Below are 21815 nucleotides of genomic sequence, written 5' to 3'. Positions count from 1 at the left end.
GACCCATGGGGCCGGAATCAGCCAAGGCCTTCGCCATCCGAAAGCATGGGAAGCAACAGTACGACGAGCATCCGTACGAACATCATCTTTCGCAGGTCGTGGACATCTTGCAGACTTGGACCGACGATCCCGATCTTCTGGCAGCTGCCTGGTTGCACGACACGATCGAGGATACCGACACGTCTCGTGACGACCTGATGAGACTTTTCGGAGAGCGTGTTGCGGGTCTGGTGTGGGCGGTGACCGCAGAGGGCGAAAGCCGTGCGGACAAGATGTCGGCCATCTATCGCAAGATTGCAGATAACCCGGACGCTGCCCTCGTAAAGCTGGCTGATCGGGTCGCCAATGTAGAGGCGGCGAGCCCGGGATCGAGACATCTCGAACGCTATTTGGGTGAACACGAAGGCTTTGCCAAAGCGATCCGACCGTATGTGCCGGCTGACGCCTGGACACGGATGGAAGCGGCGTATCAGCCCTGACCTCTCGACTATTCATGGATTTTAATGCATAGGGCGCGACCTCAACGGTCCGTGTTTCGCCCGACTTGGTACCGTTCAATGTCTCCCCGGGCGTGAGAGGCCGCATGGCTAAGGAAGAACTGCTCGAGTTTCCCGGCGTGGTCAGCGAACTGCTGCCGAACGCCACGTTCCGCGTGACGCTCGAGAACGACCACGAGATCATCGCCCACACCGCGGGCAAGATGCGCAAGAACCGCATCCGCGTGCTGGCCGGCGACAAGGTGCTGGTCGAAATGACCCCCTACGACCTGACCAAGGGTCGCATCACCTATCGCTTCAAGTAAGGCCGGGCGGGATGGCCCGTCCTGAGCTCATCCTGGCTTCGGCCAGTCCGCGCCGGCGTGAGCTGCTGGCCCAGGTGGGGATCGTTCCGGACCGGATCGAGCCCGCCGACATCGACGAAACCCCGCTGAAATCCGAAACCCCCGCGCAGCTGGCCGAGCGTCTGGCGCGCGGCAAGGCGGCTGTGCTGGCCGCCCGGCACCCGGACGCCATCGTGCTGGCGGCCGATACGGTCGTGTCGCTGGGACGCCGGTTTCTGGAAAAGGCGGCGGACGAGGCCGAGGCGACGCGTTTCCTCAAGATGTTGTCGGGCCGGAACCACCGGGTGCACACCGGTGTCGCCGTGGCCCGGGGGGACCGCGTGTCCGTGCGGGTGGTGGAGACCCGCGTCGCCCTTAAGGTGCTGAGCGAGGCGGAGATCGCCGCCTATGTCGCCAGTGGCGACTGGCGCGGCAAGGCCGGGGCCTATGGCATCCAGGGGCCTGCGGGCGCCTTCGTCCGGCGAGTCGTCGGCAGTCATCCGGCGGTGATGGGCCTGCCGCTCTATGAGACCGTCAGCCTGCTGGAAGGCGTCGGGTACCGGCGCGGGTGAGCGCGCTGCAGACCTTTCTGGATGAGGCGCCGGGCGAGACCTGGGGCGTGCTGTGCCAGGACGGCGAGCCGCGCCGCATCTTCCTGTCGCGTGACGAGGATCATCCGACGAATCGTCTTGAGGCCGAGAGCATCGGTCGGGTGACCGCCCTGTTGCCCGGGGGCGGCGGGGCCTTCGTCGATCTGGGGGCCGGAGAACCGTTCGGATTCCTGCCGAAGGGCGCAATGACGGTGGGCGAGGCTGTCCATGTGGCCGTGACGGCCGAGCCGCGGGGCGGCAAGGGGCCGACGCTGAAGCGGATTGGAGACGGGCAGGGGGCGCCGCGCCTGCTGAACGCCGGACCCGAAGTGGCTGACTGGCTGACCCGTACCGCGCCGGGTGTCGTGCCCGAGACCGGGGCAGCCGCCATCGAGGTCGTGCGGGAAGCACGCGAGCTGGCGCTGGCCTCCGTCATTGTAGAAGGCGGACTGGACGTGGCCGTGGAGCGCACCCGCGCCATGGTCACTGTCGACATCGATCATGCGGGAGAGGCCGGGCGCGACGGTATGCGCGCGCGTCTGGCGGCGAATCGGCGCGGAATGACGCTGGCCGCGCGCCGGATCACCCTGAAAAACTGGGGCGGGCTGGTCGCAATTGATCTGGTCGGCACCTCGTTGCCGCCGGAACCGGTGATGGCCGGAGCAAAAATTTCATTTCAGGACACCGGTGTCACTTTTGGGCCACTGAGCCGGTTCGGGGTCCTGCAGCTGTCGCTGCCCTGGGCCGAGACCCCCATCGAAGAGGTGTTGTTCGGCGTCTCGGGCGAACGGCGACGGCGGACGGATCAGATCGACGCCGTGCGCTCCCTGCGGCATGCGCTGGCGACCGACCGGTCGTCGCCCCGGGTGACCCTGGCGGTCCCGGAAGGGGAGGCGGGCGACATCGCGGCGCTGACCACCGGGATCGGTCCGAGAGGCCGCGTCGTCACAGACCCGGGCCTTGCTCCCGGTACCTATGAACTGCGGGAGGGCTGAATGGCCAAGTGTCCGATCTGCAAGAAAAATTCCACCCATCCCGATTATCGGCCGTTTTGTTCCAAGCGGTGTTCGGATGTTGATCTGCAGCGCTGGCTGACGGGGGGATATGTGCTTCCCGGGGAGCCCGCAGAGGGCGGCGAGGACGATAGGCGGGACGACGACAGCGAACTGTGAAGAAGGGTGCTGGACACCCCGCATTCGCTCGCCTATAGACCCCGCTCCCGCCCGCCGGAGCGCGCCTGGGTAGCTCAGTTGGTAGAGCAGCGGATTGAAAATCCGCGTGTCGGTGGTTCGAATCCGCCCCCAGGCACCACTTCTCCGAACCCCCTTGGGGCAGGAAATTCCAGATATCATTAAAATGTCGCTTTCCGGGGGAAGTCTGTGCCCCAACGACAGGTGTTCTCGCGCCGGGGGAAAAGCGGCTCGGCGCACTTGACGCTCTGGTATGCGTTCGCCAAAGGGAGCGTGACTGCTTTCTTGGGTGGGGGTGGCCAGGGGGTTCCGGATCTCGATCCGGAGGCATCTGTCACTGACACCGGTTCCATTCGGCAACCGGTCGCATCCGAAGGCGTTTCGACGTCGGACCCCTTCAGGTCTGAAGTCGGGAAGTCAGAGTTTTCAACTGGGGTACGGCCACTGGGGTCGGGTCCTTTTGGTTTTATGGTCAGACCACAACGCAGGAACTGGCGAACTATGCGCGATAGCAAAAAGACGAACATCCTCCTCGCAATGGCCGGCGCCGCCGTGCTGATGGCGAGCTCGCCGGTCCTGGCTCAGGACACCGCGACTCCGGCTCCGGCGACTGCCGAAGCCACCACCACCGAGGCTCCGGCCACGGACGCGGCCCCGGCCGACGCCGCAGCCGATCCGGAAAGCGTCGCTGACGCCGTCGGCGGCGAAGGCCACGGCGACATCACGCCGATCTCCATGTTCATGGAAGCCGGCATCGTCGTGAAGATCGTCATGATCGGCCTGCTGGTCGCCTCGATCTTCTCGTGGGTCATCCTGATCATCAAGATCATCGAGTTCGCCGGCCTGAACTCCAAGACCGACCGCTTCCTGGAAAGCTTCCGCGGTGCCCGCTCGATCGCGGACATGCGCAAGATCGCCACGGCGGACGAGTTCGACGGTAACCCGCTGGCCGACATGGCCGCCGCGGCCACCGAAGAAGTCGAACTGTCGCGTCAGGCCGGTCTGTCGGTCACCGGTGAGCACCGTGACTCGGCCATCACCCGCGCCTCGACCGCCGTTGCCGCCGTGCAATCCGGTCTGGCCGGTCGCCTCTCGGGCGGTCAGCAGTTCCTCGCCTCGGTCGGTTCGTCCGGTCCGTTCGTCGGTCTGTTCGGTACGGTGTACGGCGTCATGAACTCCTTCATCGGTATCGCCCAGTCGAACACGACCAACCTGGCCGTCGTGGCTCCGGGTATCGCCGAGGCCCTGCTGGCTACCGGTATCGGTCTGTTCGCCGCTATCCCGGCGGTTATCTTCTACAACTACTTCAACACCCGCATCGCCGCCTACGGCACGCGCTCGGACGGCTTTGCGGCTGAACTGCTCAACGCCATCTCGCGTCAGCTCGACAAGGGAGCGTAAGGCTCATGGCCGCAAAACTCTCAGGAGGCGGCGGCGGAAAGTATCACGTCGAGCAGAACAGCGAGATCAACGTTACGCCTTTCGTTGATATCATGCTGGTTCTCCTCATCATCTTCATGGTGGCCGCGCCTCTGGCCACCGTGTCGATCGAGGTGAAACTGCCCACCGCCGCGGCAGACCCGCAGGAGAACCCGCCCAAGCCGGTGTTCATCTCGATCCAGAACGACGGGGACGTGTTCCTCGGCGACTTCCGGACCTCGGTGGCCACCCTGGGTGACGATCTCCGCACACAGATCCGCACGCGTAACCCGGAGGAAGAGCGTATCTTCATCCGCGGCGACCAGCAGACGCGCTATGGCGATTTCATGCAGGTGATGAATGCCCTGCAGGACAATGGCTTCTATAGCGTCGCCCTGGTCGGCGAAGACAACGCGCCAGAGTAAAGGACGGGCATATGACCGATACACCCGTTGAGTACCATCGCAGTCGCTATGATGCCCCTCGCAAGAAGGGCTTCCTGGGGGTCTCGCTTGGCGTCTGGCTGATCGTGCTGGTCGTCGTCACCATCCTGTTCGGGGTGATGCTCTACTTCATCGACAAGACGAAGTTCGAGCTGAAGATTCCGGAGTATTCGGATGAGTCGGTGCAGGTGGATTTGATCGATCCGATCCCTCCGCCTCCGCCGCCGCCTCCGCCGCCTCCGCCTCCGCCGACGGACCAGCCGCCGCCGCCGAAGATCCAGCCGCGCGAGCCGCTGCCTTCGCCGATCACGCCGCCGGCCCCGCTGCCCATTCCGCCGGTGCCGAAGGAGGACCGTCAGGAGTACACGGGACCGCCGATCAACATCCCCGGGCCCCCGCCGCCACCGGCTCCGCCGGCGCCGCCGGTCCGCCCGTCGGTGATCACGAACCCCTCGTGGTCGCGTCGTCCGCAGCCGACCGAGCGGGATTTCCCCGACAGGGCTCTGCAGTCGGGCACCAGCGGTGAAGCCACCGTGCGGTGTACCGCCCAGGCCAACGGCCGGCCCGCCAACTGCCAGGTGGTGTCGGAGTCGCCGAGCGGATACGGCTTCGGTCGATCTGCAATCCGGGTGGTCCAGCGCGGCGAACTGTCGCCGCGGACCGTGGACGGGGCCGCCGAGAACGCGACGTTCAACGTCACGATCCGGTTCCCGATCGCGGACTAGGACAGAAGACATGAAGACGCCCCGGGGTTCGCCCCGGGGCGTTTTTGTCTGTCCGGACCCTCGGCGCGCGTGGGATCAATTTCGGCGCCTGCGGGTTCAGGCTTCACCGTTAAACAGAAATCTCCCGGGAGAAGTCCTGATGACCCTCACTGTGCCCAAGGTCCTGGTCGGACTGGTCGCTGCGTCTGCCCTCGTCGCGGGGTGCGCCTATAACGAGGCGCTGGGCCGCAACCAGTTCCTGCTGGTGGATAATTCGTCCCTGACGCAGCAGGCGGACCAGGCCTGGGCCGACGCCCTGCGGACCCAGCAGGTGTCGAGGGACGCCAATGCCAATGCCCGCATCCGTCGGGTGGGTGGACGGATCGTGCAGGCCGCCGGCCTGACCAACCTGAGCTGGGACTATGCGGTGTTCGTCGACTCGTCGCCGAACGCCTTCGTTCTGCCGTCGGGCAAGGTGGGGGTGACCACCGGTCTGCTGGCCCTGGTGCAGAACGATGATCAGCTCGCCGCGGTTCTCGGCCACGAGGTGGGCCATGTGGTCGCCCAGCATGCGGCCGAACGCTATTCCAGCACGGCGGTGACCAGCATCGGCCTCCAGGCCATTCAGGGTGCATCGGGGGAATATGGTCAGGCGGTCGGGGCCCTGGGTGGACTGGGCGCGCAACTGGGCGTGCTGCTGCCCTTCTCGCGCCAGCATGAGCTGGAGGCCGACCAGCTGGGCATCGACTATATGGTGCGTGCGGGCTATCGCCCGACCGAGGCCCTGACCCTGTGGCGCCTGATGGCCGCCCAACGACAGACCCAGACGCCGGAGTTCGCCTCGACCCACCCGTCGGATGCGTCACGCATCCAGGCGATCGAGCGCTACATCCAGTCCAGGGGCTACAGCTGATCCGGACGGGGCAGTGAATTCGAAAGAGCCGCTTGCCCCGGGCCGCGAGGCCCGCTAGAGAACCGCCCTCGCGACGAGATGTGCAGCCTTAGCTCAGCTGGTTAGAGCGCCGGTTTGTGGAGCCGGAGGTCCTCAGTTCGATCCTGAGAGGCTGTACCATCGCGAAACGGGCGCCCCCGGGCGCCGCTCTCCCCGACATGTCAGGCGCCTTGCTTGCGTCCCCGCCTTTTGGCCGGGGGCTCGGGCGCCTCGACGGTTTCGGCGGCCTCCGCCTGGCGGCTGCGCTCCCGACGGAGCCGGGTGACGGGCACATCAAGTTCAGCGAGGGCCGCGCGCGCGGCCTCATAGCCTGCCTGAACGGGAATGTCGTAGGCCTTCCAGTCCCGGATATCCATGCCCTCGGGTTCCGGCTGGATCAGCAGGTCGGTCGCCTTGCGCGACGTCTCGACGTCGGCGTCACTCGTCAGGGTGGCGGCGCGCATCAGCACGGCCACGATGGGCGGGCCGTTCTTCCAGTCCCCTGACAGGATCCAGCGCCACCACGAGGGCGGGTTCTGAAGCGAGGCGGGGTCGACCCCGCGCGCCTGGGACATGTCGACGCCGACCACGGGACCGGCGTTCATCTGGCGCATGGTCTCGGCCGGAAAGTTCCGCAGGACGGCGCCGTCGACCAGCACCTGATCGTGCATGACCACCGGCGGCATGACGCCCGGAATGGAGATGGTGGCCCGCATGGCCCTGCGTAGCAGACCGCGCTTGTGCACCTCGATCCGGCCCGTCGTCAGATTGGTCGAGACGGCGAAGAAGGGCAGGGGCATGTCGGCGATGTCGGTCTCGCCATAGGCATTGCGCAGGAGGCGCGCGACCTTGCCCGCGCGGGTCATGGCGATCAGGGGAAAGGTGATGTCCGACAGGGGATCGCTGGCGACGAAGGCGCGCTTGATCTCGTCCTCCAGCTCGTCATGCGACCAGCCGAGCGCCGGGCCGGCCGCGATCACCGCACCCATGGAGGCACCGCCGAGGAAATCGAGCGGGACCTTTGCGTCACGCAGGGCCTTGAGGGCGCCGATGTGGGCATAGGCCCGGGCGCCGCCGCCGGACAGGACCACCCCCACGGCCGTGCCCGTGACGATCCGGGCGAGACGCGCGGCATCGCCGTCGTGGCCGTCCATGGCGTGAAACCAGCGACCGGGCTTTACAGCATCCAGCCAGATCGAGGTGTTGGCCGGACGGGGCATGCGCGGGTCGCGCAGCAGGATCAGATCCGTGCGCTGCTGGGCGTCCAGCGCCGGATTGCGGGGCAGGTTGGCCCCCGGCGGCGTGGTCAGGGGGTTGCCGACGATGAACAGACGGTCGACCTGACGCGTGCACAGCTGGGCCCAGGCGGGCTCATCGGCCTCGGCGACATAGAGGACGAAGTCGTGGCTGTCCTCGACACGGCTGAACCAGTCGGTCACCGAGGTCAGGGCGGAATGATCGATGATCTGGCAGGTGAAGCCGTCGGCCTCGATGCAGGCGGCGATGCGCTCGACGAAGGCCCGGATGGGTTTGGGGCGGGCCGAGATGAAGCCGAACACACTGGGCTCGCTGCCGCCGAGGGTCTTGTCACGCGAGCGCCGGATCATGAGGCGCGACAGCTCGACCATCAGGTCCGGCTGGCTGCGGGCGGCCTCGAAGAAGGTCTCGCGCGGCAGGGCCAGGATTTCCGAGTCGCGCAGGGCCACCACGCTCGCGGTATGCGGAGTGCCCGCGAGCATGGACATTTCGCCGACCGGCTCGCCGGGGCGGACCACGCCGAGGAAGCGCGGCGTGTGATCCCCGTCGTGGCAGAAGACGCCGAGACGGCCGGAGCGCACCAGATACAGGGTGTCGGCGGGATCGCCCTCGCCAAACAGTTGCTCGCCGCCCGTGAGCGCAAACCAGCTGACCCGGGTCGTGTCGCCGCCGGTGAAGAGGTTCTGAAGTGCCGCTTCGAGGGTATCGGTGCGCGCCTTGGCCATACGGCCTTATGGCAGATTCCGGGGGGCGTGGTCATCCGTCGCCTGGCAGTTTCGTCCCCTTTGCCCATCGGCGGAAAGCTGCCTAAAGGGAGGGCATGCCCAAGCTGACATCTGCGATCGATCCGTCCAGTCCGGCCTTCAAGGCGCTGGAAACCACCAACCGCCGCCTGCGCGACGAACTGGTCGAGCGGGTGGCCCGGGCGGCGCGGGGCGGGTCTGACAAATCGCGCGAGCGCCATGTCAGCCGCGGCAAGCTGCTGCCCCGCGACCGGGTCGAGCGGCTGCTGGATGCGGGATCGCCCTTCCTAGAGGTCGGGCAGCTGGCGGCGTTCGGCATGTATGACGATCAGGCGCCGGGCGCGGGCATGATCTGTGGCGTGGGCCGGGTGTCGGGCCGCGAGGTGATGATCGTCGCCAACGACCCGACGGTGAAGGGCGGCGCCTATTTCCCGATGACGGTGAAGAAGCACCTGCGCGCACAGGAGATCGCCGAACAGAACCGGCTGCCGTGCGTCTATCTGGTCGACTCCGGCGGGGCCAACCTGCCGCACCAGGCCGAGGTGTTTCCCGACCGCGAGCATTTCGGGCGAATCTTCTTCAATCAGGCGCGGATGAGCGCGCGCGACATTCCCCAGATCGCCTGTGTCATGGGCAGCTGTACGGCGGGGGGCGCCTATGTGCCTGCCATGTCCGACGAGACGGTGATCGTGCGCAATCAGGGCACCATCTTCCTGGCCGGGCCGCCGCTGGTGAAGGCGGCGACGGGCGAGGTCATCTCGGCCGAGGATCTGGGCGGGGCCGACACCCATGGCCGCAAGTCGGGCGTGGTCGACCATGTGGCCGAAAATGACGAACACGCGCTGGAGATCGTGCGCTCGATCGTCGCCAATCTGAACACGGTCAAGGATGTGCCGCTGGACGTGCGCGAGCCGCGCCCGCCGGCGCTGGACCCGGAAGAGCTGTACGGCATCATCCCGGACGATGTGCGCGCCCCCTATGATGTGCGCGAGGTGATTGCCCGCACGGTCGACGGCTCGGAATTCGACGAGTTCAAGCGCGACTATGGCACGACGCTGGTGTGCGGGTTTGCGCGCATCTGGGGCTATCCGGTCGCCATTCTGGCCAACAACGGCGTGCTGTTTTCCGAAAGCGCGCTGAAGGGCGCGCACTTCATTCAGCTGGCCTGCAAGCGCAAGATCCCGCTGGTGTTCCTGCAGAACATCTCGGGCTTCATGGTCGGCGGAAAGTACGAGGCCGAGGGCATTGCCAAGAACGGGGCCAAGCTGGTCACCGCCGTGGCCAGTGCCGAGGTGCCGAAATTCACCGTGCTGATCGGCGGGTCGTTCGGGGCCGGCAACTATGGCATGTGCGGCCGGGCCTATAGCCCGCGCTTCCTGTTCACCTGGCCGAACAGCCGAATTTCGGTGATGGGCGGCGAGCAGGCGGCCAGCGTGCTGGCGACCGTGCACCGCGACGCCGACAACTGGACCGAGGATCAGGCCGAGGCCTTCAAGGCCCCGATCCGCCAGAAATATGAGGATGAGGGCAACCCCTATTACGCCACCGCGCGTTTGTGGGATGACGGCGTCATCGACCCGGTCCAGACCCGCGACGTACTGGGCCTCGCGATTTCCGCCAGCCTGAACGCCCCGATCCCCGACACGCCGTTCGGCGTGTTCAGGATGTGATCATATGAAACTGCAAGATTACGCTGTCTATCTAGTCATTGTCTCGGCTGCCTGGACCGTTGCATCTTTCGCTTATGTGTTTGGTCTTTTCTTGGATCGATCTGTCGCCCTAATCGGCTTTATAAGAATAGATGATGTAATATCGGCTGCGGCTGGGTCCACGGCCCTAATATTTGGTACCTTTGTGCCGTTGATGGCAATTGTATCTGAATTAATGAAGTTATTTGTATCTGATAGCGCCACTGCTATGTGGTCCAGTCCGCGCACTATAGTTATGGTTTTGGCGTTGTGTGTTTTCTTGTTAATGCTGTATTTGTATTTGGTGCTCAACCAATGGAGCGGATTTCCATACATTGCGCTGGTTATAGCTGCAACTTCAGTTTTAATAGCAATTTCTACATACTACGACAGACGTTCGGGTGGCTTGTTTGGCAGAGCGTTGGCGATATTCGTTGGTGCTGTCCTTTTTTCATTTAACTCTGGCGTCGCTCCTTCGGGTGCCAGAGAGTTACACTGTGCAGATGTATCTCAGAATGGCGAATGGGTAGCGAGCGGTAAGATGTTCTTGGCGGTGTCTCAAGGCGTTTTTCTGGAGATGGAGGGCGCCCGCTCAACAACCTTTGTCTCATCGAGAGCGTTTGATCGGATAGACATCGCGTCATGCGCAAAGGAGCGAGTTCATGGATAATGCCCCCCCCACCGAAGCCGACCTCAACGCCATGGACATCACGGATGCCGAGGCGCGCGAGATGAACCGCATTGCCCATCCCATGGTGGCGGGGGCGGATACGGATGCCGTCAGTGATCTGGTGTCGATCGAGTCGACGCCGGACGGGGCGGTGTTCATCACCATCAACCGGCCGGACAAGAAGAATGCCTTCGACGCCCGGACCATCGGCGCGCTCTATCAGGCGTTCGAGACCCTGCACGGGGCCGACCACATCCGCGTGGTGTTCGTGCGCGGGGCCGGCGGCACCTTCAGCGCCGGGGCCGACCTGACCTGGATGGCGGCGGCCGTCGACTGGTCCGAGGGCGACAATCGCGAGGACGCCATGGGTCTGGCCAAGATGCTGAAGGCCCTGCACGACGTGCCGGCGCTGACGGTGGCGCTGGTCGAGGGCGCGGCCATGGGCGGCGGCGCTGGCATCGTCGCGGCCTGTGACATGGCCGTGGCGGTCAAGGGCACGAAGTTTGCGTTCAGCGAGGTCAAGCTGGGCCTGATCCCCGCGACCATCGCGCCCTATGTGATCGAGGCCGTCGGCGCGCGCCGCGCCCGGGCCCTATTCCTGACGGCCAATGTGTTTGATGCGGACTATGCCGCCCATATCGGGCTGGTCGATTCGGTGGTGCCGGATACGGCGGCGCTGGACGGCTTTATCAGCCAGCTGAGCGGTTCGCTGGCGGTCTGTGCGCCGGGCGCCATGGGCCATGCCAAGCGGCTGGTGCACGATGTGGCTCACCACAAGGTCGACCATTCGCTGATGGAGGACACGGCGCACCGCATCGCCCGCGCCCGCGTGTCGCGCGAAGGGCAGGAGGGCGTGCGCGCTTTTCTGGACAAGCGTAAGCCCGACTGGGCTAAGTAGAGCCTCGGTTCGGAGGGGGATTCGATGTCGGGCGAATTGGAAGCAGCGGCGCTCGACTCGGGCGGCGGGTTTCTGCGCTGGAAGCGCAAGCACGCGGACATTCCGCCGGGCACACCCTGTGCCAATTGCCAGACTCCGCTGGAGGGCACCTATTGCCACAACTGCGGTCAGCTGGCCGAAGACTTTCACCGCTCGACCTGGCACCTGGTGGTCGAGGCGATTGAGGGGCTGCTGCACTTCGACGGCAAGCTGTTCCGGACGATCCCGGCACTGGTTCGGCGGCCGGGTCAGCTGACGCGCGACTATCTGGACGGCAAGCGGGCCTTTCAGGTCCAGCCGTTCCGCATGTTCCTGGTGCTGCTGTTGATCGTGCTGTTCGTCGGGCACTGGTCAGACACAGTGAGCATCGGCGAGAATGAGGGGGGCGAGACCCACTCGGCCACCAATATCGTCGGACCGCAAATGAGCGCCGGGCAACGCGAGGAGGCGCGGGCGGAGATCGAGGCGGACGAGAGCCTCACGCCGGAGTCCAAGGCGCTGGCGTTGGCGGCCATCGACGGGGACTGGGCCAACTTCGGCAAGTCCATGGCCGGCGCAGCGTCGCAGGCGGAGCCGGACGAAATCCGCGTGCAATCCAATGTTCTGGATGACGAACAGGTGAGCTCGGTCGAGAACTGGATGAAGACCCGCTATGAGGCGGTGCAGCGCGATCCCGAGCGGTTCGCGCTGTTGCTGGAGATTTGGGGGCACCGGGTGGCGATCCTGGCCCTGCCGGTCTCGGCGCTGATGCTGACGCTGCTGTTCGTGTTCAACCGGCGCTACTACGTCTTCGACCATGTGATCTTTTCGATGCATTCGCTGTCAGCGCAGATGCTGTTGCTGACGCTGATCATGCTGCTGTCGATGGTGGTCGGGGCCTGGGCGTGGTGGTTGATCCTGCTGTCACCGGTGCACCTGTTCCTGCACATGAAGGGGACCTATGAGCGCAGCACCTTCGGGACGCTGGCGCGCATGGCGGTGCTGTTCTTCATGACCACGGTGACCTTCAGCCTGCTGGCGGCGCTGTGGCTGTATCTGGGATTCAATGACATGGCGGGCGGTCACTGAGTGGCCGAGGACGCCGCAAGGCGTTAGAGAGGCGTCATGTTCAAATCCGTTCTGGTCGCCAACCGTGGCGAGATCGCCTGTCGAGTCTTCCGCACCGCCCGCGCCATGGGCCTGCGGACCATCGCCGTCTATTCCGAGGCCGATGCCCGGGCCCCGCATGTCCAGATGGCCGATGAGGCCGTGCTGCTGGGGCCAGCGCAGGCCAGTGAGTCCTATCTGGACGGTGCCAAGGTGCTGGCAGCGGCAAAAGCGACCGGGGCCGAGGCCATCCACCCGGGCTATGGCTTCCTGTCCGAGAACGCCGACTTTGCCGAGGCGGTGAAGGCGGCGGGGCTGGTCTGGATCGGACCGCCCCCGGCGTCGATCCGCGCCATGGGCCTCAAGGACGCGGCCAAGAAACTGATGATCGAGGCGGGCGTGCCGGTCACGCCCGGCTATCAGGGCGAGGACCAGTCGGCAGACACGCTCAGGGCCGAGGCCGACCGCATCGGCTATCCGGTGCTGATCAAGGCGGTGGCCGGCGGCGGCGGCAAGGGCATGCGCCGGGTCGACCGGGCCGAGGATTTCGCCGATGCCCTCGCCAGCGCCCAGCGCGAGGGACAGTCGTCCTTCGGCGATCCGCGCGTGCTGATCGAGACCTATATTACTCGCCCGCGCCACATCGAGGTGCAGGTGTTCGGCGACACGCATGGCACCGTCGTGCACCTGAACGAGCGCGACTGTTCGCTGCAACGTCGGCACCAGAAGGTGATCGAGGAGGCTCCGGCGCCCGGCATGGATGCCAAAACGCGCGAGGCCGTGACCGCCGCTGCGGTGCGGGCGGCGCAGGCCGTCAACTATGAGGGCGCGGGCACGATCGAATTCATCGCCGATGCCTCGGATGGCCTGAAGGCCGACCGCATCTGGTTCATGGAGATGAACACCCGCCTGCAGGTCGAACATCCGGTGACGGAGGCGATCACGGGCGTCGATCTGGTGGAATGGCAGCTGCGCGTGGCGGCGGGCGAGCCCATTCCGCTTAAGCAGGATGAGATCGGCATCCACGGCTGGGCCATGGAAGCGCGCCTCTATGCCGAGGATCCGGAGAATGGCTTCCTGCCCTCGATCGGGGCGCTGGAGCATTTCGTTCTGCCGCCGGCGGATATGGTCACGGGCGACCCAGAGGATCTGGACGACCCGGCGGAAGGGCCGCTGCTGCGGGTCGACACGGGCGTCGAGGAGGGCGGCGAGGTCAGCCAGTTCTATGACCCGATGATCGCCAAGCTGATCGTTCACGCCGAAACGCGCGAGGCGGCGGCGGACCATCTGGCCGAGGTGTGCCGCGAGGTCGAGGTGTGGCCGGTGCGGACCAATGCGGCCTTCCTCGCGCGCTGTCTGGACCATCCGCGGTTTGTCGCGGGCGATGTCGATACGGCCTTCATCGCGGCGGAGGAGGACACCCTGCTGGCGCCCTGGACGCTGGATGACGACGGCGCCCTGGCAGCGGCCGTGGCGCTGACGCATGAGGCGCGCAAGCGGACTCTGGCAGAGGAAAGTGCGGAGACGCCGTGGGCGACCGCGCCGGAGCTGGTGGGCTTTCGCCTGAACCGGCCCGCGACGCTGGCGGTGCCGCTGCGGGCGGGCGGCGAGGCCCGTGTGGTCGAGCTGACCCCGGATGGACGCGACGGCTATGCCGGAATGCTGGACGGAGAGCCGGTGCCGGTTCAGCCGTGGCCGGGCAGCGGACCCCATGAATCCTGGTACCGGACCTCGGTGACGCTGACCCCGGATCGGGCGCCGGTGTCCTATCGCTATCTGCCCGACGACCATGCGGCCGTGCTGTTCCGCGACGGGCGGGCCTGGCGGGTCGACGGACGGCCTGCGGCGGCGGCCGGGGCGGCCGAGGCCGGTGACGGGGCCTTGCGCGCGCCCATGCCGGGCAAGGTGGTCGCGTTGCCGGTCAAGGCGGGCGAGACGGTCGCCAAGGGCCAGGCCGTGATCGTCATCGAGGCCATGAAAATGGAGCAGGCGCTTACGGCTCCGTTTGACGGCGTCGTGGAGAGCGTTAGCTTCAGGGTCGGTGACCAGGTGGGCGCCGATGCCACCCTGGCGGTGGTCGCAGCAAAGGACTGAGTAATGAAACGTGTTCTGGCTTCCCTGACCCTGGGCGCCGCCCTGGTCGCGACATCCGCCCCGGCCTTTGCGCAGGACCCGGTTCCCGAGATTGATCGCAAGGATATGGAGTGCGCCGCCCTGTTCGCCCTGATGGCCGGCAGCGACCCGCAGTATCAGGCGTCGGGCGCCATGGGCATGGCTTATTTCATCGGCCGTCTCGAAGGCCGCAATCCCGGGACCAATCAGGTCCAACGGTTCTCGGACTGGGTGAACTCCCAGGATGAGGCGTCGCTTCTGACCATGATCGACACTGCCGGCGAGCGATGCGCCACCGAGATGGAGACGCTGGGCACTTCGATGACGACTGTCGGCAGCGCGGGCGCCTGATCCCGCCGGATGCCTCTTCACCTGATCAAGCTGTGTGTCGGCGTGTCCGAGGTGGAGACGCTGGAGCGGCGCGCGGCGAAGGGCGACTGGCTGACCGTACACACGCGCATGACGCCCAAGCGGGCGGATGAGCTGGAGGACGGCGGGTCGCTTTACTGGGTGATTAAGGGCTCGGCCGCCTGCCGCATGCCCATCGCCGACATCTCCACGCGCGGCGAGGGCAAGACCTCACAGTGCCTGATCCAGCTGGAACCGCGGGTGATCCGCACGGCCCCGCAGGCCCGGCGCCCCTTTCAGGGCTGGCGCTATCTGGAGCCGAAGGATGCGCCGGCGGACCTGTCGACCATGGACGCCGGGGATCTGCCGGAAGAACTGGCACAACAGCTGCGCGAAATGGGGGCGTGGTGAAGGGGAGGCAGTAGGCAGTAGGCAGTGGGCCTTGGAGACAGGCGGACAAGAAGCCGCTAAAGCGGCCGGCCCGATCGTGGCCGCCGCCCGATCAACCCTTCTATTCCCTACTGCCTACTGCCTACTGCCGCGAAGCGCCCATGCCCGTATCCCCCGCCACCCGAACCGTCCTGCGTGACCTGCTGGCCCTGGCCTGGCCGGTGGTGCTGGCGCGCATCGGCATCATGGTCATGGGCCTGACCGATGCGATCGTGGTCGGCAATTTTTCGAGCGAGGAGCTGGCGTTTCACACCCTGGCGTGGACGCCGACTGCCATTGTCGTGACCACGGCCGTGGGCCTGCTGCTGGGCGTGCAGGTCATGACCGCGCGCCGTCTGGGCGAAGGGCGGCGCGACGAGGCCGGCGCGGTGCTGCGCCGCGGGCTGGTCTATGCCCTGTGGCTGGGCGGCGGGTCGATGATCGGCCTGATGGTGCTGGGGCCGGCGGGGCTGGAGAATTTCGGCCTGGGCGAGGGTCTGGCGGAGGGCGCGCGCCTGCCGCTGATGGTGTTCGCCCTGTCGATGCCCGCCTATCTGGTCAGCGTCGCCGCGCAGTTCTTCCTCGAGGCGCTGGGCAAGCCCAAGCCCGGCATGGTCGCCATGTGGGTGGCGAACGGGGTCAATCTGGGGCTGAACCTGCTGTTCGTGCCGGACCTGCTGGGCCTCGGCGTCGACGGGGCGCTGGGCTCGTCCTGGGCGACCTTCTGTGCGCGCGGCGCGCTGGCCGTCTTCCTGATCGTCTATATCCTGCGGCTGCCGGAGGCGCGGGCGCTGGGCCTGTTCCGCAAGCCGGAGCGCGATCCGCTGGCCGAGGCGGAGCAACGCAAGGTGGGGTATGGCGCGGGCTCCAGCTATTTTATCGAGGTCGCGGCCTTTGCCCTGATGGCCCTGATCGCCGGTCGGCTGGGCACGGTCGAGACCGCGGCCTGGGCCGTGGTTCTGAACATTTCGGCCATCGTCTTCATGGTGCCCATGGGGCTGTCGTCGGCGACGGCGGTGCTGGTCGGACGGGCATTCGGCGCCGCGGATGCGCCGGGCGTCATGCGGGCCGGCTTGGTCAGTCTGGCCGTCATTGCGGCGCTGACGCTGGTCATCGCCCTGATCGTCTGGCCGACCGCGCCATTGCTGATCCAGGCCTACAGCCGCGATCCTGAGCTGGTCGCGCTGGCGGTGCCGGCGCTGGTTCTGGCCACCCTGTTCTTCGTGGCGGACGGCATCCAGGCGGTCGCGGCCCAGGCCAACCGGGCGGCTGGCGACATCTGGTGGCCGACCATCATGCACTTCACCGCCTATGGCGCGGTGATGATGCCGCTGGGCTGGGTGCTGGCGCCGCAGATGGGCGTGAACGGCATGGTCTGGGCCATCATCATCGCCAGTCTGGTGTCGTCGAGCCTGCTGACCGGCCGGTTCATACGGGTGGCGCGGCGAATGCAGAAAGTGGCGAGTGGCGAGTGGCGTGTGCCGAGTTAGGGTGCCAGGGCCTGTGAAAGGCGGATTATCGGACTTGAAGGTTGCGATATAGCGGCACACTCGCCACTAAACCGCTCAACACTCGCCACTCGTCACTCGCCACTTGTTCGGACACCCATGGCCCGCATCCTCATCACCTCGGCGCTGCCCTACATCAACGGCATCAAGCACCTTGGGAATCTGGCCGGGTCGATGCTGCCCGCCGATGTGTGGGCCCGGTTCAAGCGCGGGCAGGGGCATGAGGTGCTCTATATCTGCGCCACGGACGAGCATGGCACGCCTGCCGAGCTGGCCGCCGCCGCGGCCGGTCAGGATGTGCGGACCTATTGCGACGAACAGCACCAGATCCAGAAGGCGGCGGGCGAGGCCTTCGGCCTGAGCTATGACTGGTTCGGACGGTCCTCGAACGCGCCCAATCGCCAGCTGACCCAGCATTTCGCCCGGGTTCTGGAGGACAACGGCCTGATCGAGGAACGCGTCGATCAGATGATCTATTCGATCGACGACGGGCGCTTCCTGCCGGATCGCTATGTCGAGGGCACCTGTCCGCACTGCGGCTACGAGAAGGCGCGCGGGGATCAGTGCGACAACTGTGGCCGCCTGCTGGACCCGACGGACCTGAAGGATCCCTATTCGGCCGTTTCGGGCAGCCGAAACCTGGAGGTGCGCGACACCCGGCACCTGTATCTGCTGCAGACGAAAATCGAGGACCGAATCCGCGCCTGGATCGAGACGCGCAAGGACTGGCAGACGCTGGCGCGGTCGATCGCGCTGAAACACCTGGACGAGGGCCTGATCGACCGGGGGATCACTCGCGACCTGAAGTGGGGCGTGCCGGTGGTCGGGCCCGACGGCGGACCGCGCCCGGGCATGGAGGGCAAGGTCTTCTACGTCTGGTTCGACGCCCCGATCGAATACATCGGTGCGACCGAGGAATGGGCCGAGGCCACGGGCGGGACCTGGCGCGACTGGTGGCGTACCGACGAGGGCGCCGACGACGTCCGCTATGTCCAGTTCATGGGCAAGGACAATGTCGCCTTCCACACCGTCAGCTTCCCGGCCACGATCCTGGGCTCGGGCGAGCCGTGGAAGATGGTCGATACGCTGAAGGCCTTCAACTGGCTGAACTGGTACGGCGGGAAATTCTCGACCAGCCAGGGCAGGGGCGTCTTCATGGATCAGGCGCTGGAGCTACTGCCGGCGGATTACTGGCGCTGGTACCTGACGGCCTACGGGCCCGAGCATTCGGACTCGGCCTTCACCTGGGAGCAGTTCCAGTCGGCGACCAACAAGGACCTGGCCGATGTGCTTGGCAATTTCGTCAACCGGATCGTGAAGTTCACGGAATCCAAGTTCGACGGTGTCGTGCCCGAGGGCGGCGCGCCGACCGACGTCGAGCGGGACTTCCAGACCCGGATCACCCAGGCCGTGGCCGAGGCGACCGCGGCCTTCGAGGCCATGGAGTTCCGCAAGGCGGCACAGGCCGTTCGCGCCGCCTGGGTGCTGGGCAACGAATATCTGCAGGTCGCCGCGCCCTGGACCGCCTTCAAGACCGACCCGGAACGGGCGGCGACGGCGGTGCGGTTCGCGCTCAATCTGGTGGCTCTGTTCGCGCGTCTGGCGGCCCCGATCCTGCCGTTCAGCGCGCCGCAGATTGCGGCCAGCGTCGGCGCGACGGACCTGGGCTGGCCGTCAGCCGATGAGGCCTGGCTGGAGGCCGTCCCCGCCGGTCGCGCGGTGGCGCATCAGGGCGTGCTGTTCACCAAGATCGAGGACGCGCAGGTCGCCGAATGGGCCGACCGCTTTGGCGGCGGCGAGGGCTAGTCCGCCGCCGGCTCTGCCGGAACCGTCTGCACGGGCGGGGCGTCTGACGGGCTGGAAGGCACCGGCGGCGTCCTGAGGTCGCTGTCCTCGGTGCGAACGCCGCGCATGTGCTTCTTCGCCTCGTCCGGACCGATCTCGAGGAAGCCCGGCGCCGAGGCGTTGTAGCTCTCCATATTGCCGGTGCGGACCACGACCGAGCGATAGCCGTCCCAGATCATGTGCAGGGCGACGTAGAGCACGATCACGAGACCGACGTAGCCGATCCAGCGGTACTTGTTCAGCAGCTTGGCGATCCAGGTCGCGGCCACGCCCATGAGGGCGATCGACAGCACCAGGCCGAACACCATGATCCACGGGTGATCGTGCGCCGCGCCGGCCACGGCCAGGACGTTGTCGAGCGACATGGTGATGTCGGCGATCATGATCTGGATCAGGGCCGCGCCGAAGGTCTTGCGCTTGATGCCCATTTCCTCGGGCGAGGCGCCGCCGCCGTGGTGCGCGGCCAAGGCCATCTCCATGGCCTCTCCGGATTCGGCCTGGTCGTGGGTGCGCTGCTCCTGCAGTTCGCGCCACATCTTCCAGCACACCCACAGCAGCAGGAAGCCACCCGCCAGCAGCAGTCCGACGATGGCCAGCAGCTGGACGGTGATCAGGGCAAAGCCGATGCGCATGACCACGGCGGCGGCCAGACCGACCAGAATGGCCTTCTTGCGTTGCTCCTGCGGCAGGGCAGCGGCGGCCAGACCCACGGCGACGGCGTTGTCACCGGCGAGGACCAGATCGATCATCAGCACCTTGCCGAGGGCGGCGAGCTGACTGGCGAGTTCGGGAGAGGACAGGAATTCCATGGCGGCTCTGTAGGGCAGGCGGGGGCGGTCCGGCAAGCGGTGAGCGATCCGTGTTTGTGCCCCTAATTCAGCTGGAGTAGGATTGCACCATGACCCGCGATGACCTGCTCGCAAGACTGAGAGACCAGAAGCCGTGGCTGGCAGAGCAGGGGATCGTGAACCTGCGCCTGTTCGGCAGCTATGCGCGCGATGAGGCGGGGCCGGACAGCGACGTCGATCTGCTGGTCGATACCTCCCGGCCGTTGGGCCTGGAGTTCCTGACGGTCGAGCGGCTGTTGGGGGAGCGGCTGGGGAGGTCGGTCGAATTCTGTTCGGCGGAAGTGATGCACCCCAGGATCCGGATCAAGGCAGAGGGTGAAGCGGTTGTCGTTTGAGGAGACGGACAGCATTCATCTCGATGAGATGCTGGACGCCGCCACGCGATTGAAGGCGCATCTGCAAAGGACGACGGTCGAGGTCTTCGAGGGCGACGCGCTGGTCTATGACGCGGTTTGCCTGTGTCTGATGCGGATAGGGGAGGGCGCGCGGTTGCTCTCTGACGCTGCGAAGGCCCAGCTGCCCGACGTGCCCTGGCCCGATGTCATCAACCTGCGACACCGCATTGCCCATGGCTACAGTCACTTGCGGGGGTCGGTGATCTGGATGACCGCCACGCGCAGTGTTCCCGCCCTGGAAGCGGCCCTGCGCACGCTGCGGGCGCGGATGGACTGATCTCAGCCCTGTTTCCTTGACGCCTCATAGAGGGCGACCGCGGCCGCATTCGAGACGTTCAGGCTTTCGAAGCCGCCGGGCATGGGAATGCGCGCGAGGGTGTCGCAGTTTTCGGCGACCAGACGGCGCAGGCCGTCGCCTTCCGACCCCATGACCAGAACCGTGGGCCGCGAATCGAGCGCCTCGTCGAGGGTGGCTTCGCCCCGACCATCGAGGCCGACAATATGCCAGCCGGCGTCCTGAAGCGTGCGCAGGGCGCGCGACAGATTGGTCACCCGGGCGCAGGGCAGGCGTTCGGTGGCACCGGCCGCCGTCTTGGCCAGCGGCCCGGCAAGCGCCGGGCTGTGGCGATCCTGAACGATGATGCCGCGTGCCCCAAAGGCGAGGGTCGAGCGGAAGATGGCGCCGACGTTCTGGGGATCGGTCAGCTGATCCAGCATGACGAGCAAGCCGCGCGCAGGACGGGCCAGCTCGTCGAGATCGACGCCTTCCAGCGGCTTGACCTTGAACACCAGACCCTGGTGCACGGCACCGGGAGGCAGCAAGCGGGCCAGCCGGTCGGCCTCGACGACCTCGACCGCATGACCGTGGAGCAGATTGTCGCGTTCCAGCTCGGTCGCGCGGTCGGCGGTGGCCATCAGCCGGCCCATGCCGCGCCGGGCCGGGTTGGCGAGCGCGGCCAGCACCGGGTGGCGCCCCCAGATGAGGGAATCGGGATCGGTCCGGTCGCGGCCGCCGTCGCGGCGTCCCTCGCGCGCCGCCGGGGCCTCGCGCACGCCACCGGGGGCCGGGCGGTCCCCTTTGCGGCCCGGCTTTTCGGGGCCTTTGGGGCCACTCCGGGCAGACTGTTTACGACCGGCTTTCCAGTCGTTGCGTTCGCGGTTCGACGACACTATAAGACGCGCTCCGATTTGGGAGCCCCGGGGGTTTCCGGGTCCTTCACCCCCTCTAACGCAGGCGGAGACGGATACCGAGGCCTTTGTGACGACGCGGACCTTCGCGGTGCGGGTCGGGTTCTGAACCGGGTCGACAGGCGCGCTGGGGGAATGTCCCGAGCGGCAAAGGGGGCGGACTGTAAATCCGCTGCGTAAGCTTCGCAGGTTCGAGTCCTGCTTCCCCCACCACGCGCTGCCCGACCCGCCGGAACGGTCCGGATCGGAACCGATTGTGTCGCGTTCCGGAGTGATCCGGAGCCTGCCGCATTCGTTATGCGGGTATAGTACAATGGTAGTACAGCAGCCTTCCAAGCTGAATATGTCGGTTCGATTCCGTCTACCCGCTCCAGGTTTTTGATAGCACTCAGCGCCCCTCAACCCGGGCCATCAGGAGTTTTGGCCATGGCCAAGGAAAAGTTTGAACGCACCAAGCCGCACTGCAACATCGGCACGATTGGTCACGTTGACCACGGCAAGACGACGCTGACGGCGGCGATCACGATGACGCTGGCGAAGGCCGGTGGTGCGAAGGCGATGAACTACGCCGACATCGACGCGGCGCCGGAAGAGAAGGCGCGCGGCATCACGATCAACACGGCGCACGTGGAATATGAGACGGCCAACCGTCACTACGCCCACG

Annotated in this window: 24 protein-coding genes and 4 tRNA genes; 25 read left to right on the top strand and 3 right to left on the bottom strand. The window is 66.3% G+C overall.

Translation table 11 applies throughout. The features are described from left to right. Window positions 1-5 precede the first annotated feature (5 nt). The 11 genes from J7346_RS13105 to J7346_RS13055 all read left to right on the top strand — a co-directional run bounded on the left by J7346_RS13105 (window position 6) and on the right by J7346_RS13055 (window position 6238). On the top strand, window positions 6-479 hold the full coding sequence (locus J7346_RS13105; protein WP_209120420.1) for an HD domain-containing protein: 474 nt from the start codon (window positions 6-8) through the stop codon (window positions 477-479). 104 nt (window positions 480-583) lie between these two features. Continuing rightward, complete coding sequence (gene infA, locus J7346_RS13100; RefSeq protein WP_003164348.1) at window positions 584-802, top strand: translation initiation factor IF-1; 219 nt, start codon at window positions 584-586, stop codon at window positions 800-802. An 11-nt stretch (window positions 803-813) separates the two neighbouring features. Further along, window positions 814-1392 (top strand): nucleoside triphosphate pyrophosphatase, encoded by a 579-nt coding sequence (locus J7346_RS13095; protein ID WP_209120419.1) that lies wholly within the window; start codon window positions 814-816, stop codon window positions 1390-1392. Continuing rightward, window positions 1389-2405, top strand: coding sequence for a ribonuclease E/G (locus J7346_RS13090; protein WP_209120418.1), 1017 nt, complete (start codon window positions 1389-1391; stop codon window positions 2403-2405). Before J7346_RS13095 ends, J7346_RS13090 begins: the two co-directional genes overlap by 4 nt. Beyond that, a complete protein-coding gene (gene yacG, locus J7346_RS13085) occupies window positions 2406-2582 on the top strand; it encodes a DNA gyrase inhibitor YacG (RefSeq protein ID WP_209120417.1) in 177 nt (58 codons plus the stop codon). It begins immediately after the preceding gene. Between the two features lie 63 nt (window positions 2583-2645). Next, window positions 2646-2721, top strand: a tRNA-Phe gene (locus J7346_RS13080). A 380-nt stretch (window positions 2722-3101) separates the two neighbouring features. Continuing rightward, entirely contained in the window at window positions 3102-4001 is a 900-nt protein-coding gene (gene exbB, locus J7346_RS13075) for a tonB-system energizer ExbB (RefSeq protein ID WP_209120416.1), read from the top strand. Between the two features lie 5 nt (window positions 4002-4006). Continuing rightward, a complete protein-coding gene (locus J7346_RS13070; protein WP_209120415.1) occupies window positions 4007-4444 on the top strand; it encodes a biopolymer transporter ExbD in 438 nt (145 codons plus the stop codon). 11 nt (window positions 4445-4455) lie between these two features. Further along, window positions 4456-5187 carry an energy transducer TonB gene (locus tag J7346_RS15155; RefSeq protein WP_209120414.1) on the top strand — a complete coding sequence of 244 codons (732 nt, stop codon included), beginning with the start codon at window positions 4456-4458 and terminating at the stop codon, window positions 5185-5187. Window positions 5188-5326: 139 nt separating this feature from the next. Continuing rightward, window positions 5327-6079 carry a M48 family metallopeptidase gene (locus J7346_RS13060; protein ID WP_209120413.1) on the top strand — a complete coding sequence of 251 codons (753 nt, stop codon included), beginning with the start codon at window positions 5327-5329 and terminating at the stop codon, window positions 6077-6079. A gap of 82 nt (window positions 6080-6161) precedes the next feature. Next, a tRNA-His gene (locus J7346_RS13055) sits at window positions 6162-6238 on the top strand. Window positions 6239-6279: 41 nt separating this feature from the next. Here the strand turns inward: J7346_RS13055 and J7346_RS13050 are convergent. After that, a complete protein-coding gene (locus J7346_RS13050; protein ID WP_209120412.1) occupies window positions 6280-8079 on the bottom strand; it encodes a patatin-like phospholipase family protein in 1800 nt (599 codons plus the stop codon). 95 nt (window positions 8080-8174) lie between these two features. Between J7346_RS13050 and J7346_RS13045 the strand changes: the two genes are divergently transcribed. From J7346_RS13045 to metG, 9 genes are all read left to right on the top strand, one after another. Further along, window positions 8175-9767, top strand: a complete 1593-nt coding sequence (locus tag J7346_RS13045; protein WP_209120411.1) for a carboxyl transferase domain-containing protein — start codon at window positions 8175-8177, stop codon at window positions 9765-9767. A gap of 4 nt (window positions 9768-9771) precedes the next feature. Next, window positions 9772-10455, top strand: a complete 684-nt coding sequence (locus J7346_RS13040) for a hypothetical protein (protein WP_209120410.1) — start codon at window positions 9772-9774, stop codon at window positions 10453-10455. Then, window positions 10448-11353, top strand: a complete 906-nt coding sequence (locus J7346_RS13035) for an enoyl-CoA hydratase-related protein (RefSeq protein WP_209120409.1) — start codon at window positions 10448-10450, stop codon at window positions 11351-11353. The genes J7346_RS13040 and J7346_RS13035 overlap by 8 nt, the downstream gene beginning before the upstream one ends. 24 nt (window positions 11354-11377) lie before the next feature. Then, window positions 11378-12460: a DUF3667 domain-containing protein gene (locus tag J7346_RS13030; protein WP_209120408.1), complete on the top strand. Its 1083-nt coding sequence runs from the start codon at window positions 11378-11380 to the stop codon at window positions 12458-12460. A gap of 36 nt (window positions 12461-12496) precedes the next feature. Further along, on the top strand, window positions 12497-14572 hold the full coding sequence (locus J7346_RS13025) for an acetyl/propionyl/methylcrotonyl-CoA carboxylase subunit alpha (protein WP_209120407.1): 2076 nt from the start codon (window positions 12497-12499) through the stop codon (window positions 14570-14572). 3 nt (window positions 14573-14575) lie between these two features. Beyond that, window positions 14576-14941: a hypothetical protein gene (locus tag J7346_RS13020; protein ID WP_209120406.1), complete on the top strand. Its 366-nt coding sequence runs from the start codon at window positions 14576-14578 to the stop codon at window positions 14939-14941. A gap of 9 nt (window positions 14942-14950) precedes the next feature. Next, window positions 14951-15349 (top strand): DUF1489 domain-containing protein, encoded by a 399-nt coding sequence (locus J7346_RS13015; protein WP_209120405.1) that lies wholly within the window; start codon window positions 14951-14953, stop codon window positions 15347-15349. Between the two features lie 140 nt (window positions 15350-15489). Next, a complete protein-coding gene (locus tag J7346_RS13010; protein ID WP_209120404.1) occupies window positions 15490-16857 on the top strand; it encodes an MATE family efflux transporter in 1368 nt (455 codons plus the stop codon). A gap of 117 nt (window positions 16858-16974) precedes the next feature. Next, window positions 16975-18681: a methionine--tRNA ligase gene (gene metG / locus J7346_RS13005; RefSeq protein WP_209120403.1), complete on the top strand. Its 1707-nt coding sequence runs from the start codon at window positions 16975-16977 to the stop codon at window positions 18679-18681. Here metG and J7346_RS13000 read toward each other — a convergent pair. Continuing rightward, window positions 18678-19529: a TerC family protein gene (locus tag J7346_RS13000; protein ID WP_209120402.1), complete on the bottom strand. Its 852-nt coding sequence runs from the start codon at window positions 19527-19529 to the stop codon at window positions 18678-18680. The two genes, metG and J7346_RS13000, sit on opposite strands and share 4 nt — an antisense overlap. Window positions 19530-19618: 89 nt before the next feature. On the opposite strand from J7346_RS13000, the gene J7346_RS12995 reads away from it, so the two are divergent. Then, on the top strand, window positions 19619-19903 hold the full coding sequence (locus J7346_RS12995; protein WP_209120401.1) for a nucleotidyltransferase domain-containing protein: 285 nt from the start codon (window positions 19619-19621) through the stop codon (window positions 19901-19903). Then, on the top strand, window positions 19884-20240 hold the full coding sequence (locus J7346_RS12990) for a HepT-like ribonuclease domain-containing protein (protein WP_209120400.1): 357 nt from the start codon (window positions 19884-19886) through the stop codon (window positions 20238-20240). Before J7346_RS12995 ends, J7346_RS12990 begins: the two co-directional genes overlap by 20 nt. Window positions 20241-20242: 2 nt before the next feature. Here the strand turns inward: J7346_RS12990 and rlmB are convergent, their stop codons facing one another. Beyond that, window positions 20243-21133 carry a 23S rRNA (guanosine(2251)-2'-O)-methyltransferase RlmB gene (gene rlmB, locus J7346_RS12985; RefSeq protein ID WP_209120399.1) on the bottom strand — a complete coding sequence of 297 codons (891 nt, stop codon included), beginning with the start codon at window positions 21131-21133 and terminating at the stop codon, window positions 20243-20245. A gap of 147 nt (window positions 21134-21280) precedes the next feature. On the opposite strand from rlmB, the gene J7346_RS12980 reads away from it, so the two are divergent. From J7346_RS12980 to J7346_RS12970, 3 genes are all read left to right on the top strand, one after another. Continuing rightward, window positions 21281-21364, top strand: a tRNA-Tyr gene (locus tag J7346_RS12980). A gap of 86 nt (window positions 21365-21450) precedes the next feature. Continuing rightward, window positions 21451-21524 (top strand) — tRNA-Gly (locus J7346_RS12975). A 53-nt stretch (window positions 21525-21577) separates the two neighbouring features. Then, the coding region (locus J7346_RS12970) for a GTP-binding protein (protein WP_245157828.1) at window positions 21578-21815 on the top strand (238 nt) is incomplete at its 3' end.

This window comes from Brevundimonas sp. A19_0 (genome assembly GCF_017744255.1).
In the GTDB taxonomy this organism is placed as follows: Bacteria; Pseudomonadota; Alphaproteobacteria; order Caulobacterales; family Caulobacteraceae; genus Brevundimonas.
The sequence above is the reverse complement of the archived record's forward strand: the minus strand, read 5'-3'. Positions and strand labels throughout refer to the sequence as shown.